Here is a 16,836-nt window from a genome sequence, read left to right on the forward strand (position 1 = left end):
ATAAGATCGTTGTCTGCGGGAGCCCAATTTTGTTACGTTACCGTTCGAAAATCAGGGTCCGGAATGTGTTTAGAAATCCAGGTTCAGACCCAGCGAGAACGTGCGGGGGCGGGGATACAGGTTGTTATCGATCCCACCAGCTACCTCCGGGTCGATACCCGAGTAGTTGGTAATGACGAACAGGTTCTGCGCGCTCAGCGACGCCCGTAGCGCGGCCCGGTTCCCGATTACCTTGCCGAAGTTGTAGCCTAGGTTCAGGTTATCCATCCGCACGAACGACGCATTTTCAACGTAGTAATCCGAGAAGTACTGGTTGATCAGGAAGTTGGTCGACAGGACGTTCGGCGATCCGTTTGCCAGGAAGCCCAGCGAGTTGGTGAAGTTCCGGTAAGCACCGCTGTTCGACCGTACGTTGTTGTACACATAGTTGCCGACGTTACCCCGCAGCGTGAAGCCGGCGCTGAAATTGCGGTAGGTCAACTGGCTGGTGAAGCCCAGCAGCACCCGTGGGTTGGCCGTCTGGTACCGCACGCGGTCGTCTACCGTGATCTGCCCATCGCCGTTACGATCTTCGTACACTCCTTCTACTGGTCCGCCCGTCGGGTTGTAGGCCTGACGCAGCACGTAAAACGCGTTCGTTGGGAAGCCCACCGTCTGAATCTGGATGGTGTTGCCCGTACCCCCGGCGATGCTGCCGACCAGAATGCCCGGATCGTTCGGGTTCGGTACTTTCAGCAGGTTCGTGATCTGGTTCTGGTTGTACGTTACGTTGAAATTTACGTCCAGATTCAGGCCTTGGCGCTGGATGGGCGTCGTGTTCAGCGTGAACTCAACGCCCGAGTTGCGCAGGCTACCCACGTTGGTCAGGATGTAGTTCGTCAGGTTCGAACCGGCAGCCACCGGAATGGTCGACAGCAGGTCGTTGGTCGTTTTGCGGTAAAAATCGACGCTACCCGAAATCCGGCCGTTGAAGAAGGCGTAATCGATAGCCGCGTTGATGGCCTGGGTTTCTTCCCATTTGATGTTAGCGTCGTAGCCTTCGGCCCGCAGCGTCCGGTAGAACGTATTACCCAGCTGGTACTGCGCCGTCGGGTCCGAGATGGTATAGCGGGGCAGGTACGGATAGTCGTTCGAGATGTTCGACAGATCCTGCTGGCCCGTGATCCCGTAGCCTAACCGCAGTTTCAGCGCCGAAAGCGCTTTCACGTCTTTCAGGAACGGCTCATCCTTGATGCTCCACGATGCGCCCAGCGACGGGAACGTACCCCAGCGCTGATCCGGACCGAAGCGCGACGTACCATCCCGACGAACAGTGGCCGTCAGGACGTAACGGTCTTTGAATGTATAGTTTACCCGGCCAAAGAAACCAATAAGGGTGTACTGGGTACGGAACGGAACCCCGGCGGCACTGATCGTATCACTGCTTGGTACGCCACCAACCAGAATCGGCTGCGCCCGCAGGTTCGGGAAGCTTGGGTTCTCCCGGATGAAGTCCTGGTAGGCATACCCGGCCGTTGCGTCGATGCGGCTCTTGATGGATTTCAGGTCTTTCGCGTAGTTGAAGTAGAAATCCAGCGTTTTGTTGTTTCGTGAACCAGCCGACTGGTTATTCTGACCACCCTGATAATACAGGTCGCCCGCCGTGGCCGGTACAAAGTTCGTACCCGTTGACTTCGAGATATCGTAGCCCAGGTTCAGGTTTGCCCGCAGTTCGGGCAGAAAATGGAATTTATAGTCGAACTGCACGTTACCGATGCTACGCTGTACCTCTGTCCGGTCCTGCCGTTGATAAAGCAGACCCAGCGGGTTGCGGGGCGCCAGCGCATTCAGGCTGCCATCCGTATTCCGCCATTCGTAGAAACCACCGAAAGGAGCTTCGCTATCATACACGGGCTGCGTTGGATCAAAGGACACAGCGGCACCAATAGCTCCCTGATTGGCAAAGCGGTTTTTGATGATCGATCCTTTCAGGTTAATGTCTACCCGGAGGTGGTCGTCGAAGAAGCGGGGGGTCAGGCCCAGCGATCCCGAATACCGCTGAAAGTTTGAGGTTTTCAGGGTACCATTCTGCGTTATGTAACCGCCCGAAATCCGGTAAGGGGTATTCTTGATCGAGCCCGTTACGGCCAGGTTATTGTCGATGCTGAATGCTGGAGTGAATATTTGATCCTGCCAGTTCGTATTAGCCGAACCCAACAGCGCCTGCTGGGCGGGTGTACCTACCCGATTGATGACATCCCGGAATTCGTTGGCCGACAGAACCGGCACCTGCTTCGGGTTATACGAGTAGGTAGGCAACGTGCTGAAACTAACGCGTGTTTTCTCGCCCGCCCGGCCTTTCTTGGTCGTGATCAGGATAACGCCATTGGCCGCCCGCGACCCGTAAATGGCCGCCGAGGAAGCATCTTTCAGGACGGTAAAGGTTTCAATATCCTGCGGGTTGATCAGGCTAAGCGGGTTGGAGGCTCCCGTTACGCCGTTGTTGTCAACGGGTACCCCGTCAATAACGACCAGTGGGTCGTTGCTGGCGTTGAGCGACGAGCCCCCCCGAATCCGGATCTGGCTGCCACCGCCCGGCTGACCGCTGGGGGGCGTAATGCTGACACCGGCCAGTTTACCGGCCACGAGCTGCTCGGGGTTAACGATATTCCCTTTCTGAAACTCAGCCGAGGAGATGGCCGCAATCGATCCCGTTACGTCCTGCCGACGCTGGGTACCATAGCCCACAACCACTACTTCCTGCAGCGATTTGGTGTCATCCGCCAGCGTTACATCGACCGTCGTTCGGTTACCGACCACGACTTCCTGTGATGTTTTGCCAATAAAACTGAAGACCAGCGTAGCCGAGGGATCTACGTTGGTGAGCTGGTATTTACCGTCCACGTCGGTCTGCGTACCGCGGGTCGTGCCTTTGAGTTGAACGGTTACACCGGGTAGGGTTTGGCCGTCGGTTTCTTTTACGGTGCCGCTCAGGGTGATGCCCTGCGCCATACCTGTTACGTTGATGAAGAAAGTAAGTGACATCAGCATCGCCAGTCGCCATAGGGCGGCCGATGAACCAGAACGTCGGACTCTTTCCGAGAAGTTTTCCATCGTCGGGATAATTAAAATGGTTTAATCAGACTAATAAGTTGGCCTCAGAAAAACCGTAGGTCAAAATTATCCCACAAAAGTACCATGCCCTTTTTTGCCTGTCGTCCCACTTTAGGAATCTTAGGAAATACCTCAAATAAAATAGCAAAGCCCTGTTTTTCAGGGCTTTGCTTCTGAGGGGGAGTGCCTCTTTCGAAAAGTGGTACGCTAGGCGGGATGCTCGTCGCTGGTCATCTGGAAATATTCCTTGGGTGTCTGATGGGTTAACTTCTTGAACGCCCGGTTGAAGGCGGTCTTGGAGTTGAAGCCGACATCGAAGGCCAGACTAAGGAGTGTGAAGCCCCGGGCGTGCGGGTCGTTCATGCGCCGTTTCAGTTCATCAACCCGGTACTGATTGACAAAATCAAAGAAGTTTTTCCCAAAGCCTTCATTAATCACCCGCGACAATAAGTGGGAAGGCATCTTCAGCCCTGCCGCCAGTTCGTGGATGGTCAGGTTCGGATTGGTGTACGGTTTTTGCTGGTCCATATACGTCTCGATCATCTCCAGAAAAACTTGTACATCGATGGAAGGCGCTACTGGTTTGGCCAGCGACTGGGTCTGGGTGGTGCTTTCCGGCAGCCGCTCGAGCAGTTGTTCTGTCGTGTCATCAGCCGGCATGTTGCTCACGGTATCAATCGGCACCGGAGTCACCCGGACGGGGGCGACTGTATCGTCAGGCGTTGCTGCCACGACCGGGGGACTGACGGGCGGCAACTGAACAATGGCCGACTGGCGGAGAGCCGCGAAGCTAAGCAGATACGTCAGTAAGGAAAAAACCAACCAGATCATATCGACGTTCTGTTCCGCAATGGCCACTATGTCCACATCAATGATCCGGCTGGCAGCCGTAATCCCATACAGAAACAGCCAGAGCGTGAGGCAGGTTGCCTGAATAACCAGCACCGCGTTCATATACCGGGCTGCCGCTCCCGACGAGTTTGTTGCCAGTACCTGGGTTTTGAAAGCCTGAATCAGCCGGCGTCCGGCCAGCCAATAGCCTATGTTAAACACCAGCGCCAGAAACCCCAGCGCTAAAAACAGCATCCGCAGCGTGGTATCCTGGTTGACCAGTTTTAATTGAAACACCTTGCTCTCCATCAGGAAATAAGGCAGATAGGCAAAAAATTGAACGACGACGGGAATGAATGAATAGACCCAGCCTCGTTTCGGCAGAGGTTTGTTGAACAACCGCCGGCGCAGGTAAAAATAAAACAGCGGTGCATACAAGAACCAGATGAAATCGGGCAGTAGTAGTAGCTTGGGATAGGCGTTGGCAATATCGCGGTAGCTGCTAATCACCTTCAGCAACGTAAAGACGGCACTAAAGGTAACGAGTGTAATGAGCCAGCGATTGGCCGCCCGGTTGGGAGCCGTTCGAACAGGGAGGGAGACGATCAGCAGCGCAGCCAGCACAACCGAGAACAGCATGACCAGATCGAAGGCCGAATAGAACTGAAACGAGCTGGTGAGATCTTCCCAGCCGCCAATCCGTACATCGATATCCAGATTTCTGCTTTCAGCCCGCGCAATCCGGCGATTCGGACGCGATTTTCCGTTGTCCCGCCCTTCGACTGATGCCCAGTTGCCCCGCGTAAACTTGTATTCCAGTCGGGGCAGGTCCGAATACACCGTAACACGGTACGTACCATCCGGCTGGCGCCGGAGTTTATAGCGCGGGTCGCCGGGGTTCCATTTATTGAACGTACCCGTAATGTACAGGGTCGCATCCTGCGGAGTGTTAACGGGTAATTCCGTAACGACAAAATGGTAGGCTGGGCGTTGTTCCCAGCCCGCTACCGTAACCTGAATACGTTGGGGCGTTTTGGTCTGCGTGCGGTCATACAAACGATTGGGAATCGACTCCCCCTGCGTGTTGCCTTCCGTAAATTGCCAGGATCCCTGCGTGAATTTGTACTCGAACCGACGTAGCGTATCGGGCAGCAGAATAACGTACGAACCGTTGGCCTGCGGGGTAAGCAGAAACCGTGGGTCGCCGGGATTCCAGTTGTTGAACGAGCCGACAATATACAGGCTTGAGTCGGCAAGGGGCAGGGACGTGGGGCGAGCTACTTCGAGCCGGATCTGCCCCCAGCTGGTCAATGTTAGTATGAAAAAAGCCAGAATAAGGCCGCAACGATCTATCTTCATTCCCGGTCAATACCTGTATTTGGCTGTGGTCAAATTGCCGACAGATACAGGGTCAATATGAATAACAACCGTTTGGTAAACGATGGGGTTCGCTCAATCCGTGCTTTAATTAAACACGGATTGAGGAAAATTGCGGGCTAGGATTCTGACGAATAGCTCGATACGTCGCCAGTGGGAAAACAACAAGTAGTAGATTTAATAGAGCCAGGAGGCCAAATCCCGCTGTTTCATCAGGAAGCATTTGAAAAATACGATCCCAGTTCAGCACGTGACTACTCAGGACCGTGAGCAGATAAGGAATGAGCAGGAAGACAACGAAAGGCATAAACCGAAGCAAGTGATGATCTATTCTATCGGCCAGCCGCTGATCAGAAACGAGACGGGCAAAAGAACAAGGAAGGCAAGAACAAGATGGGTAGAGACTGCCCTTTGCCCGTTTACCGCGCGACATGGTGATGAAGAGTAGAAGAGCCGGCTGAGAGTTCACACTGCGGCTACGTAATGAAACGGGGCCTGGGTACAAAGGAGAACTCAGACAGCCTTACCTGATTACCAGTTCCAGTTTAGGTTGGGAGGAACTGGTTTACGCAACTAGCTTGTCACGGACACCCCGCTCGACGCTATCGCGGAAGTTGGTTAAGACGTATAAAGATCTTAGTTAGTGTCAAGTCGAAATAGTTGCTCAAAGGTAACTTTAAAAGAAATTATCTATTGAGTATTTTCCCTCTTAAAGTGACTTATTGGAAAAACATTAAATGCTAGTGAAATAGACAATGGCGCTTGAATCAAGCCATAATTTTGCCTAATGTTTAATTGAAAGGTAAGTAATTGTACGGGATCTGATGTATCGCCTATGAAGCTGTTTCTATTTTGCTTTTGCCTTCTCTACGTTGCCTTTTTTGCCGTATCCACCTGGAAACTGCCAGGTTATAAAGCCACCAAATGGGCTGTTTTTGGAACGATATTAGGTCTCGTTCTTTCGTTAGTAGCCTTAGTTCAACTCTGGAAACAGCTGTAAAGCAGACCTTACTATAAATTTTCGCATAGATACGAATCTATACTAAGGTTAAAATCGTAGTTACTCTATTGATAAATATGACTACGGTATGAACAGCAAGCATTCTTATCAACACGCCCACACAAATATCTGGCACCGCTATAACTGGACTGCAATCGTTACGTGGCTTATTGTTCTTTTTATTGCTTCCTGGCTGGGTGTTCAGGTCCTGCGCTGGCTGTTCTAGTACAGGAAGGTTGGAACCCTCTCATTACAAAATAGATGATCTACTGGATTCAGGGCCAGACAGTACGTCAGGAAATAGGTATTGAGAGGAGGACATTAATCGCTATAACACTTTTCGTTGTTGCCAGTACATAGCATTATTCCAATCATAGCAGTTGGTGTCCCAGAAGCGCTGGCTCGTCGAAAGGAATGAGGCTACCAGAAAGTCAAGATCTTCCCGTATCTGCTGATACGTATCCCATCGCCGAATCTAATCAAGATGCGGCTTGCCTTTATAACGGAATAGAAGCTTGTAGCCAGGAAAGCATACACTATCTGGGTGCTTCAAAGTCTACTTCGTCGCGGCTTCTGCAACCGACTACACCTTGCTCTCCGGATACACTTTCTTGTGCAGCGTCACCAGCGTAGTATACTGGGCTGGTGTGAGGATTGCTTTGTAATTCCGCACTTTCTCGTCTTCGACCGCTACGGCCAGGGTGCGGAGCTTCTGCTGGGTCATGCTCTTGGCCGCTTTCAGCTTCTTGACGCCTTCATTGTACTTTACCGTCGCGTCAATGATTACGTCACGCGCGGGCAGCATCTGCTGGTCGGTTAGTTTCAGGCGTTGTTTGTCGGCTTTCAGTACCGCTTTGACGATCATGCCCACGGTAGCGCCGTTGTTCAGGAAAACGAACTTCTCGTCTTCAACCGATTTGGGTTTGGTCTGGGCGAACGTAGCAGTCGACAGACTAACGAAAAAAAGAAGGGCGAAATAAATTGACTTCATATAGAGTTAAGGGATACTACTGATTCGCTTTGTTGCTGATAGATTAAGGATAAACTTCGTAAGGTTTTAACGCCTGGTAAACGAGGTGCGTCGGCAGACCCATTACGGTATAAAAAGAGCCGTCCAGCCGCGTAATACCCACCAGCCCAATGAAATCCTGCGCGCCGTACGAACCGGCCTTGTCGAAGGGTTTGCATTCCCGAATATAATACGCAATCTCGGCGTCGCTCAGTGTAGCAAACTGGACTATTGTTTCGTCGGTGAACGAGACCAGTTCGGGATTGCCGGCTGTGGCAGGAGCCAGCAGACAGACGCCCGTCCGGACGCGGTGAGTGCGACCCGACAGGGCCTGCAGCATCCGCCTGGCATCCGCTTCGTCCTGGGGTTTGTTCATGATCTGTCCATCCAGAATCACGACTGTATCGGCGCACAGGACCAGGCTTGCCGTGAAATCGGGAAGGAACTGCTCCGCCTTCTGGCGAGCCAGATATTCGGCAACTTCGTCGACAGGCATATCGTCCGGAAAACATTCGTCGGTAGGACGGGTTTCGATGGTAAAGCGAAAGCCTGCGTCGGTCATCAATTGCTTCCGGCGGGGCGACCCCGACGCCAGCACAAGCGGATAACGTAATGAAAGCATACTGGTAAATAGAACGGTGGGTAAAAATAAGTCGGAACCGGGGGCTTTTTCGTAAATTGATTGGATTACTTACTAAACTCATGACCATACGGTCTACAGCCCCTATCAGTACGTCTGGTCTGGCTCCGATCAGCAACGGGACTATTGGTTCCAGGATCCGTTTTCTACGGGTGAGAACGATATGCCTTGATCGTTAAACCTCCCGCCCGAAATCGGCTCTAACCGATAATTGCCCGACATGACTCAATTCTATCGATCCTGCCTGTTGCCAACAGCCCGCTTATTCCTGAGTGGGATGCTGCTGTGCATCCTGATCGGTAGCAGCGTACTGGCACAGAATGATTTAAAACGATCAATAAAGAAAGAAGAAAAAGCCGCTACCGACTCGCTGGCCACTCCGCTCTCAACGGCCGTGGCCGATAGTGCCCTCATGCAGCGGGACAGTGTGTTTTACTCAAAACTCAAAACCAAAATGTACAAGCGTCGCCTGACGCGCCAATTGTATGATGCGGTTTTTCGGGATGTGTACAACAGCCGTATCAAAACGGGGGAGGTCAATCAGATTGAGATCAATCCGTTCAAGGCCTATGAAGGCCGGGTCATCGGTACTATTTACATCCGGCGGCTGGGTGTGTTCGGGCAATCAGTATACGATACACTGCGTAAACCCGGAAACTGGATTGAACGAACGGGAAACCGGGTCCATATCAACACCCGCGAGCATGTTATTCGTCGGTCGTATCTGCTGTTTAAGGAAGGCGATGAGGTCGATCCCAATGTCATGCGCGACAACGAGCGATTGTTACGGAACACGTCGATCTTTCACGACGCCCGGATTATTGTTTTACCCAAAGAGGGTAGCCGGCAGTTTGTGGACGTATATGTAATCACGCAGGATGTCTGGTCGCTGGAGCCAAATGGCGGGGTAGGGGCCATCAACCGCTTTAGTGTGGGGTTCCAGCAGAATAACGTTCGGGGGCTGGGGCATCAGTTATACGGGCAGGTTGCCGTTGATGGCAACGATCCCCGGCAAAAGGTCGAGTACCGGGCCCGTTATACCATTCCATTTATTGGTAAAACGTTCATAACGACCCAGGCCGAATTTCTGTACCTGCGTGATCTGAAACAGGGTGTTTTCCGGGTTTTTCGCCCGTTCCTGACGCCTGATACCAAATATGCCGGTTCGTTTGAACTGAGCCAGACCCAGATCAATAACCGCCTGCTGATGCGGAACGACAGCGCTGTGGTGGTGCCGCTGCGCTATAATTATTCGGATGTCTGGTTTGGGCGCTCGTTCCGGCTTTTCTACCGGCAAACGGACTCCGACGAAAAGGGGCGCTCCCGTTTGATCGTGGCTGTCCGGAATACCATTTATAAATACCTGCAGCGTCCGGGCGTAACGGCCGATACGAATCAGTTGTATCAGGATAGCCGGACTACGTTGCTGAGTGTTGGTTTTTCCCGACGCAAATACGTCCGCGACGTACTGATCTACGGCTTTGGACGAACGGAGGACGTTCCGGTGGGCGAAACCGTAGCGGGGATTGTTGGCTTCGACAATGCCGAACTCGGTCAACGGCTGTACCTGGGGCTTAATTTCTCGCAGGGTCGGTACATTAAAAACTTCGGGTATCTGTACGGCCTAATCAATGTGGGCGGCTATTCGCGCACGGTCGGGTTCGAACAGGGCGTTGTTTCCCTCGAATCTAACTATTTCAGTCCGCTCCTGAAAACAGGCTGGGGTAACCTGCGCCATTTTTTCAATACGCGGTACACAACTGGTATCGGGCGTTTCGAGAACGAATATTTAAATCTGAGTAGCGGGTCCAGTGGCTTGATCACGGACGGTATCGGTGTGTACAGTGATGCTTTACGCGGCACCCAACGCTGGATTATTAATTACGAAAATATTCTCTTCTCCAAATTGAATTTTATCGGTTTCCGCATTGCCTTTATCTCGTTTGTGAACCTGGGATTAATTACGTTTCCAGAACGATCACTCTTGAGAGGACCGTTGTACCAGGGATATGGTATCGGTTTTCGACTGCGAAACGAGAACCTGACATTTAATAGCTTTCAGGTTCGGTTGTCTTATTATCCAAATATACCGGGCAATGCGGCTCCCTTCCGGCAGGCGTTTGAGGGGGTTCCAGCGCTGCGGTTCCGCGATTTTGATCTGTCGGCCCCCCAGATCATTCCATATCGATAAAATATTTTTAAATAATGTTTCTACATTTAATGTAGTTGTATTATCTTTGTACCATGTCAATCGAAACAGACATCAAACAAGGCACACCGTTTAAATCGCCCTATCATCGGGCAATGGTTAATGTGCTATACACCAGTAACTGGATTGCTAACCAGCAGGCGCAACTGCTAAAACCTTCGGGCTTAACGCTACAGCAGTATAATGTGCTGCGAATCCTGCGTGGGCAGCATCCATCCCCAGTTAAGGTAAGCGACATTACCGAGCGAATGCTGGACAAGATGTCCAACGCGTCGCGGCTGGTCGACAAGCTGGTTTTGAAAGACCTGGTGTTACGTACCGAGTGTCCCAGCGACCGGCGGGCTGTGGATGTAATCATAACTGATGCTGGCCTTACTCTCTTAAAGCAGTTAGACGAGGGTATCGAAGGGTTGAACGAGGAGATGAATGACAAATTGACGACGGATGAAGCTGCAAAACTCAGCGAGCTTCTGGATCGATTACGCGCTTAAAAAACAATTCAATACAACCAATAAGTACACAATAAACAATTCCATGAAAACACGTCAATTTCTGGCTGGCCTGGTAGCTGTAGCCATCGTTGCTGGTACGTCTGCTTTTATCAATCCGAAAGCAACAACCTATAAAGTTGATACGCAGAAAAGCGTTATGAACTGGAACGGTAAGAAAGTAACGGGCGAACACTCGGGCACTGTGAAACTGGAAAACGGTGCGATTATGACCGATGGCAGCAAACTGACCGGCGGTACGTTCACGTTCAACATGAACAGCATCACCTGCACCGACCTGACCGACGCTGAGTACAACGCGAAGTTCATTGGCCACATGAAGTCGGAAGATTTCTTCAACACGGCGAAATTCCCAACGTCTACCTTCAAAATCACGAAAGTGACGCCAAAAGGTGGCGATAAATTCGACATCACGGGTAACATGACCATCAAAGGGATCACCAACGCCGTAACGTTCCCGGCAACGGTGAAAGTAGCGGGCAACACGCTGACGGCTGATGGCAAAGCAACGCTCGACCGGACGAAATATGACATCCGTTACGGGTCGAAATCGTTCTTCGAAAACATTGGTGATAAAGCGATCTACGACGACTTCACGGTCGAAATGAAGCTGGTTGCTACCAAATAAGCAGTCATCAACAAACGCGTAAAATCCCTGGTACCTGCTGGTGCCGGGGATTTTTATATCCGTCAGGTAAAGGCGGGAAAGTCGTCCATGAACGTAACGCCGGCGGTGTCATGGTCGACGCAGCAGCAATAGTGAACCAGACCATTGGAAACGACGACATAGGGCGCCCGGTGAACGTGATTGTAGCGGCCAATCTGATCGAACACCGTCTGGGTTAACGCAATATGCGGAGCTTTGCACTCTACCAGCAGGAATGGTTGCCCCTGCCGATCAAACACCAGCACATCGGTTCGTTTCTGGGTCTGGTTCAGCACCACGCCACCTTCGGCCCGAATAAGCGCTTTGGGATAGGCGTAATGGGTGAGCAGCAGATGGATAATGTGCTGACGCACCCATTCTTCGGGGGAAAGCCGGACGTATTTTCGGCGTAACAAATCGAAAATATAAGGTTTCCCTTCGACTTGTTTAGTTTTGTAGGCAAATGTAGGCAGGTTCAAGGCGACCATGTTTCAAAAATAAGGAGAAAGGAGGAAAGGGAGGAAGGAGGAAAGGAAAAATAGAACGGTCCGTTGGGCCGCAAAGGGGGTAGAGTTTACTACGGACTTTATTCATCCCTTAGTCAATAACTGTATATTCCTTTCCCTTTCCTCCTTCCTCCCTTTCCTCCCCTCTCATATGAAAACAAAAGAAGACATCGTTAATAACTGGCTACCGCGGTACACGGGTATGCCCATCGAAAAGTTTGGCGAGTATATCCTGCTGACCAACTTCATCAACTACGTGCAGATTTTTGCGGAGAAGTTTGACGTGGAGGTGTATGGGGTAGGCCGGGCTATGCAGACGGCCACGGCAAATAACATTACCATCATCAATTTCGGCATGGGTAGCCCTATGGCGGCCACGGTGATGGACCTGCTGACGGCAGTAAATCCTAAAGCGGTGCTGTTTCTGGGGAAATGCGGTGGGCTGAAAAAAACGCAGCTTGGCGATCTGATTCTGCCCATTGCTGCCATTCGGGGCGAGGGTACCAGCAACGATTACATGCGGCCCGAAATTCCGGCGCTGCCATCATTCCGCCTGCAACGGGCCGTATCGTCCACGATTAAGAAATACGAGCTTGATTACTGGACCGGTACGGTGTACACGACGAACCGGCGTATCTGGGAGCATGACGAAACGTTCAAAGATTACCTGCGCGAGATCCGGGCGATGGCCATCGATATGGAAACCGCTACGATCTTCACCGTAGGCTTCGTCAACTCGATTCCCCACGGTGCTCTGCTGCTGGTTTCCGATAACCCGCTGGTGCCGGAAGGCGTGAAAACCGAAGAAAGCGATAAACGCGTAACGGGTCAATTCGTGAACCGCCACCTTGATATCGGCATCGACGCCCTACTCGAACTCGAATCCTCCGGCGAATCAGTCAAGCATTTGAGGTTTGATTAAAAAGGGGAGGAAAGGAGTAGAGGGAGGAAGGAGGAAAGAAGCTCGTTTCTGGACAGCCCTTTCCTCCTTCCTCCCTCTACTCCTCTTTTAATTACAATACTCGCTAATCACCTTGTAGGCTGGTGTGTAGCCCAGTTCGCCGGCTTTGGAGAGGTCCAGACAGCCGCCATTTTCGTCGCCAAGGCTGTGCTTGATGATGCCACGCACATAATACGCTTCCGAATAGGTGGGGTTCAGTTTAATGGCGTTGGTACAGTCCGTGATTGCTGTCTTCTGGTCGCCCTGCGCTGATTTGATCAGACCCCGCGTAAAATACGCTTCGGCGTAAGTCGGGTTCAGTTCAATCGATCTATTCAGGTCGAGCAGGGCTGCCCTCTGGTCGTTCTGCTTGTTTTTGCTGATGGCCCGGCTAAAATACGCTTCGGCACGCTCGTTGCCCATGTGCGAAATCTTGCTCTTTTCCTGGACCACGTTACGCAGATTGTCGAGCGTAACCCGGTTGATCCGGCCAACGTAGTTCACTTTTGTATCGACGTTCGAATTATTCATCGAAATCGCTTCGTCAAAATCCTGAACAGCGCCTTTGGGATCGTTTAATTTCGTTTTGCAGAATCCACGGCCGTAATACGCCTGGTAATTATCGGGCTTCAGCGAGATAGCTTTGTTGTAATCGGCCAGTGCGCCTTTATAATCTTCCAGCTTCGCCTTGTCATACGCCCGGTAGTAATACGAACCCGCATCGTCGGGCTCCAGTTCGATCGCTTTGGTCAGATCGACAAGGGCAGAGGCATACTGACCCAGTTCCACTTTCGACAGGCCCCGGCCGGCATACGCCTGACCACGTTTGGGGGTGGCATCGATTACACGCGTGAAGTCATTCAGGCTACCCGAAAAGTCATCCAGTTTCTGTTTCGTGATGCCACGGGCATAGTACGCCTGTACATTGGCAGGATCCAGTTCAATGGCTTTCGAAAAATCAGCCAGGGCATTGCGGTGCTGTTCCAGGTGGCTCCGGCTAGCCCCGCGGTAATAATACGTCTGAGGATCGTCGGGATTAAGTTCGATAGCGCGGCTGAAATCGAGCAGGGCCGCGCGGTGGTCATCCTGCTTACTTTTACTGACGCCCCGGCTGAGGTAAGCAAGTGCATCTTTGGCATTCAGATCAATAGCTCGGTCGTAGTCAAGAACGGCGCCCCGGTGATCTTTTAGGTTAGCTTTCACCAGACCACGGTTGTAGTAACTGGCTGAATTCTCGGGATTCATGTTGATGGCTACGCTGAATGCCTGCAGAGCTCCCGTGAAATCTCCACTTTTGCTTTTGCCAAGTCCGGTTTCAAAAAAATCGGCGGCTGTTTGCTGGGCCAGGGCCGATGCGGTCATTCCTACCCATAGGTAAAGGGTAGACAACGAACGTAATGGTCGTTTCATAATGGATTAAAAAAGAGGTAAGTACGTGTTATTGGCGGCTAAAAATAGCCATTGACAGACATTGTGGCAAGTTTCGGTTTTGTTAAGTTTTTGAATATAATTCCATTCATATGAGACTTTTATTGATTAATGATCAGAAAAGTCAGTGGCAGTAAATGTGCCAAAAAGATAATCTAAATAGCGACAATTTGTCTTGTTTTTATTTATAAAGAAGCTAATTCAGGACATTTTGTCGGTAAAGAGTTTCTTTTCTGGCGTGGTACGTCGTTTGTATAAAGAGAGATGTGTTCGATAATGAACAAACAAACGAGACAACCAAAACCAATAAACACATAAAACCATGGCAACTTTAGTTCGATATAACCGCGCTCCTTTCTTCAATCCTTTCTTTGGTGATTTTGGCTACAACCGTCCAGCCATCAATTCGACAGCTACGGTACCCGTCAACATTAAAGAAACCGAAACGGCCTTCCATCTGGAAATGGCGGTTCCAGGCCTGAACAAAGAAGACGTTAAAGTGAACGTTGAAAACAACAAGCTGACGGTTTCGTACAAAAACGAACAGAAAAGCGAAGAAAACACCGACAAATACACCCGTCAGGAGTTTAGCTTCAACTCGTTTGAACGGAGCTTCCGCCTGCCAAAAACCGTTAACGCCGATCAAATCTCGGCTAGCTACAACAACGGTATCCTGGCGCTGGAACTCCCTAAACACGAAATGAAAGAGCCAGCCGTCAAAGAAATCGCCGTTGCCTAATGGCGACTGGTGAATAGATAGGAAAGGCCTGCCCCCGACGGGGTAGGCCTTTTTGTTTTAAAGGATACTTACCGTAGCGCATTCACAAAAGCCGACAATTTTCTTTCGTCCAGCTGGCCATCCGTACGAACACCACTGCAAATATCCAGACCGAACGGCTGAACCTGCTCAATAGCTTCCCGAACGTTACCCAGGTTGAGCCCTCCCGCCAGAAAAACGGGGACGCTGGCCTGCTCCACAATCTGTCGGCTGATTTGCCAGTTATGTACTCGTCCTGTGCCACCCAGTTCCTTTACGGCCAGTGACGGATTGCCGGAGTCGAGCAGCAGAGCATCGATTCCACGCTCAACGGCCCATAAGGCTTCGTCAATGTTACGTTCGTCGACGACGTGAATGACCTGCACCAGTTTGATGGCCGGGAGAGCAGCCCGAAGCTGATCGTATACACCCGGCGCCACAGCATCGACCAACTGAACCGTATTCGCGCCAACCCGACGCTGGTGCGCAATGATGGCATCCGCTTCCGTTTCGCTGGTCAGCATAAACGTAGCAACGGGAGGTGGGGCAATTTGTACAATCCGGGCGGCCAGCGAGTCGTCAATGACGCCGGGGCCGCTGGGCATTCTACCAACTAACCCCAATGCGTCGGCTCCGGCCCGGATTGCCAGCCGGGCTTCGTCGGGGCTGCTGATACAGCATACTTTCAGGCGTGTGCGGGGGGGCTTATGCATAGATGTACGGCGTTAAACATAATAAGGCAGAAGTTGAGTGTGGCAGGATGGATGCCAGTACGACTCCAGCGCGGGTTTTCTTAAATGTATAAACGTAGTGCATACTGGGGTTGGCTGGACGTTTTTTTTCGTCCAATGGCTCACTTTTATGGGAAGCGGTCAATCCATCTTTATCTTTCCGCAGGAATAAAGAGATGATTAAACTTTAACTAGATGGCGTCAGGTTTTTTTGCAATCCTAGATGATATAGCTGCATTAATGGATGATGTAGCCTTAACGACGAAAATAGCCACTCGAAAGACGGCAGGCATATTAGGGGACGATCTGGCTGTCAATGCCGAAAAGGCCACGGGTTTCCTGGCTGACCGGGAGCTGCCTATTCTGTGGGCCATTACTAAAGGCTCTCTGATCAATAAACTCATTATCGTCCCGATTGCCCTGCTGCTAAATGCATTCTTCCCGGTCGCTATCACTTATATTCTTCTCCTGGGCGGTTGTTACCTGGCTTATGAAGGAGCTGAAAAAATAATTCATTATTTCAGCAAGGACAGCACCCACAAACAACCGGTCATCCTAGAAAGTAAGCAGAACGAATCAGCTATCGATCAGGAGAAAGCAAAGATAAAGTCTGCAATCACGACAGACTTCATTCTCTCCGTGGAAATTGTCATCATTGCGCTGGGAACGGTTACGGGAGCCGCTTCTGTGACCCAGATCGTAACGGTGTCGCTGGTTGCCGTACTGGCGACGATTGGCGTATATGGGATAGTTGCGCTGATTGTTCGCATGGACGATGCAGGCTATCAGTTGATTAAACGTTCAAATCATACCGGTTTACTCTCAACAGTGGGGCAGGGGCTGGTTAAAGCGCTGCCTGTAGTCATCCGAATTTTGAACGTAGTGGGTACAGCGGCCCTTTTACTGGTTGCCGGCGGAATATTTGTTCATAACATTCATTCTCTGCACAACCTGTTTCCGGCTCTTCCCGATTTTGTGAAAGAGTTTGGTATCGGGCTGATCGTCGGATTGGTAATCGTGGGTCTTTTTGCGGGGTTTAAGGCTCTTCGTACGCTCATTAAACCGTCGGGAGTTTGATAAATCGGGTGAGGATGTTTCGCTTTTGCATTGACTGTGGAGTGCCCTTGCTTAGTCCGATGAGCTTCCGCGTAGGTACTGGC

Annotated in this window: 15 protein-coding genes; 7 read left to right on the forward strand and 8 right to left on the reverse strand. The window is 51.2% G+C overall.

Annotated features, from left to right (window positions below):
- Window positions 1–69 precede the first annotated feature (69 nt).
- From HU175_RS11470 to HU175_RS11480, 3 genes are all read right to left on the reverse strand, one after another.
- Window positions 70–3,093 (reverse strand): SusC/RagA family TonB-linked outer membrane protein, encoded by a 3,024-nt coding sequence (locus HU175_RS11470; protein ID WP_176566730.1) that lies wholly within the window; start codon window positions 3,091–3,093, stop codon window positions 70–72.
- A 207-nt stretch (window positions 3,094–3,300) separates the two neighbouring features.
- A complete protein-coding gene (locus HU175_RS11475) occupies window positions 3,301–5,283 on the reverse strand; it encodes a helix-turn-helix domain-containing protein (protein WP_176566731.1) in 1,983 nt (660 codons plus the stop codon).
- A 109-nt stretch (window positions 5,284–5,392) separates the two neighbouring features.
- The gene (locus HU175_RS11480) at window positions 5,393–5,734 is read right to left on the reverse strand and encodes a hypothetical protein (protein ID WP_176566732.1); all 342 of its coding nucleotides are present in this window, start codon (window positions 5,732–5,734) and stop codon (window positions 5,393–5,395) included.
- A 655-nt stretch (window positions 5,735–6,389) separates the two neighbouring features.
- Between HU175_RS11480 and HU175_RS11485 the strand changes: the two genes are divergently transcribed.
- Window positions 6,390–6,527, forward strand: a complete 138-nt coding sequence (locus HU175_RS11485) for a hypothetical protein (protein WP_176566733.1) — start codon at window positions 6,390–6,392, stop codon at window positions 6,525–6,527.
- A gap of 357 nt (window positions 6,528–6,884) precedes the next feature.
- On the opposite strand, the gene HU175_RS11490 is transcribed toward HU175_RS11485, so the two are convergent.
- Together HU175_RS11490 and HU175_RS11495 are read right to left on the reverse strand one after the other, a co-directional pair.
- Window positions 6,885–7,292 carry a hypothetical protein gene (locus HU175_RS11490; protein ID WP_176566734.1) on the reverse strand — a complete coding sequence of 136 codons (408 nt, stop codon included), beginning with the start codon at window positions 7,290–7,292 and terminating at the stop codon, window positions 6,885–6,887.
- A gap of 43 nt (window positions 7,293–7,335) precedes the next feature.
- Window positions 7,336–7,932, reverse strand: coding sequence for a Maf family protein (locus tag HU175_RS11495; protein ID WP_176566735.1), 597 nt, complete (start codon window positions 7,930–7,932; stop codon window positions 7,336–7,338).
- Between the two features lie 238 nt (window positions 7,933–8,170).
- On the opposite strand from HU175_RS11495, the gene HU175_RS11500 reads away from it, so the two are divergent.
- Genes HU175_RS11500 through HU175_RS11510 form a run of 3 tightly spaced genes read left to right on the forward strand, consistent with a single transcriptional unit; the run spans window position 8,171 to window position 11,296 of the window.
- Window positions 8,171–10,141, forward strand: coding sequence for a hypothetical protein (locus HU175_RS11500; protein ID WP_176566736.1), 1,971 nt, complete (start codon window positions 8,171–8,173; stop codon window positions 10,139–10,141).
- Between the two features lie 53 nt (window positions 10,142–10,194).
- Complete coding sequence (locus tag HU175_RS11505; protein ID WP_176566737.1) at window positions 10,195–10,650, forward strand: MarR family winged helix-turn-helix transcriptional regulator; 456 nt, start codon at window positions 10,195–10,197, stop codon at window positions 10,648–10,650.
- 43 nt (window positions 10,651–10,693) lie between these two features.
- Window positions 10,694–11,296, forward strand: a complete 603-nt coding sequence (locus HU175_RS11510; RefSeq protein ID WP_176566738.1) for a YceI family protein — start codon at window positions 10,694–10,696, stop codon at window positions 11,294–11,296.
- A gap of 62 nt (window positions 11,297–11,358) precedes the next feature.
- On the opposite strand, the gene HU175_RS11515 is transcribed toward HU175_RS11510, so the two are convergent.
- Window positions 11,359–11,802 (reverse strand): type I restriction enzyme HsdR N-terminal domain-containing protein, encoded by a 444-nt coding sequence (locus HU175_RS11515; RefSeq protein ID WP_176566739.1) that lies wholly within the window; start codon window positions 11,800–11,802, stop codon window positions 11,359–11,361.
- Window positions 11,803–11,971: 169 nt separating this feature from the next.
- Between HU175_RS11515 and HU175_RS11520 the strand changes: the two genes are divergently transcribed.
- Window positions 11,972–12,742, forward strand: a complete 771-nt coding sequence (locus HU175_RS11520) for an AMP nucleosidase (RefSeq protein WP_176566740.1) — start codon at window positions 11,972–11,974, stop codon at window positions 12,740–12,742.
- A gap of 87 nt (window positions 12,743–12,829) precedes the next feature.
- Here the strand turns inward: HU175_RS11520 and HU175_RS11525 are convergent, their stop codons facing one another.
- Complete coding sequence (locus HU175_RS11525) at window positions 12,830–14,170, reverse strand: tetratricopeptide repeat protein (protein WP_176566741.1); 1,341 nt, start codon at window positions 14,168–14,170, stop codon at window positions 12,830–12,832.
- Between the two features lie 340 nt (window positions 14,171–14,510).
- On the opposite strand from HU175_RS11525, the gene HU175_RS11530 reads away from it, so the two are divergent.
- Window positions 14,511–14,927 carry an Hsp20/alpha crystallin family protein gene (locus tag HU175_RS11530; protein ID WP_176566742.1) on the forward strand — a complete coding sequence of 139 codons (417 nt, stop codon included), beginning with the start codon at window positions 14,511–14,513 and terminating at the stop codon, window positions 14,925–14,927.
- A gap of 68 nt (window positions 14,928–14,995) precedes the next feature.
- On the opposite strand, the gene HU175_RS11535 is transcribed toward HU175_RS11530, so the two are convergent.
- Window positions 14,996–15,658 (reverse strand): phosphoribosylanthranilate isomerase, encoded by a 663-nt coding sequence (locus HU175_RS11535; protein WP_176566743.1) that lies wholly within the window; start codon window positions 15,656–15,658, stop codon window positions 14,996–14,998.
- A gap of 213 nt (window positions 15,659–15,871) precedes the next feature.
- Here HU175_RS11535 and HU175_RS11540 point away from each other — a divergent pair, with 213 nt between their 5' ends.
- Complete coding sequence (locus HU175_RS11540) at window positions 15,872–16,753, forward strand: DUF808 domain-containing protein (RefSeq protein ID WP_176566744.1); 882 nt, start codon at window positions 15,872–15,874, stop codon at window positions 16,751–16,753.
- Window positions 16,754–16,836 lie beyond the last annotated feature (83 nt).

This window comes from Spirosoma sp. KUDC1026, from assembly GCF_013375035.1.
Classification (GTDB): domain Bacteria; phylum Bacteroidota; class Bacteroidia; order Cytophagales; family Spirosomataceae; genus Spirosoma.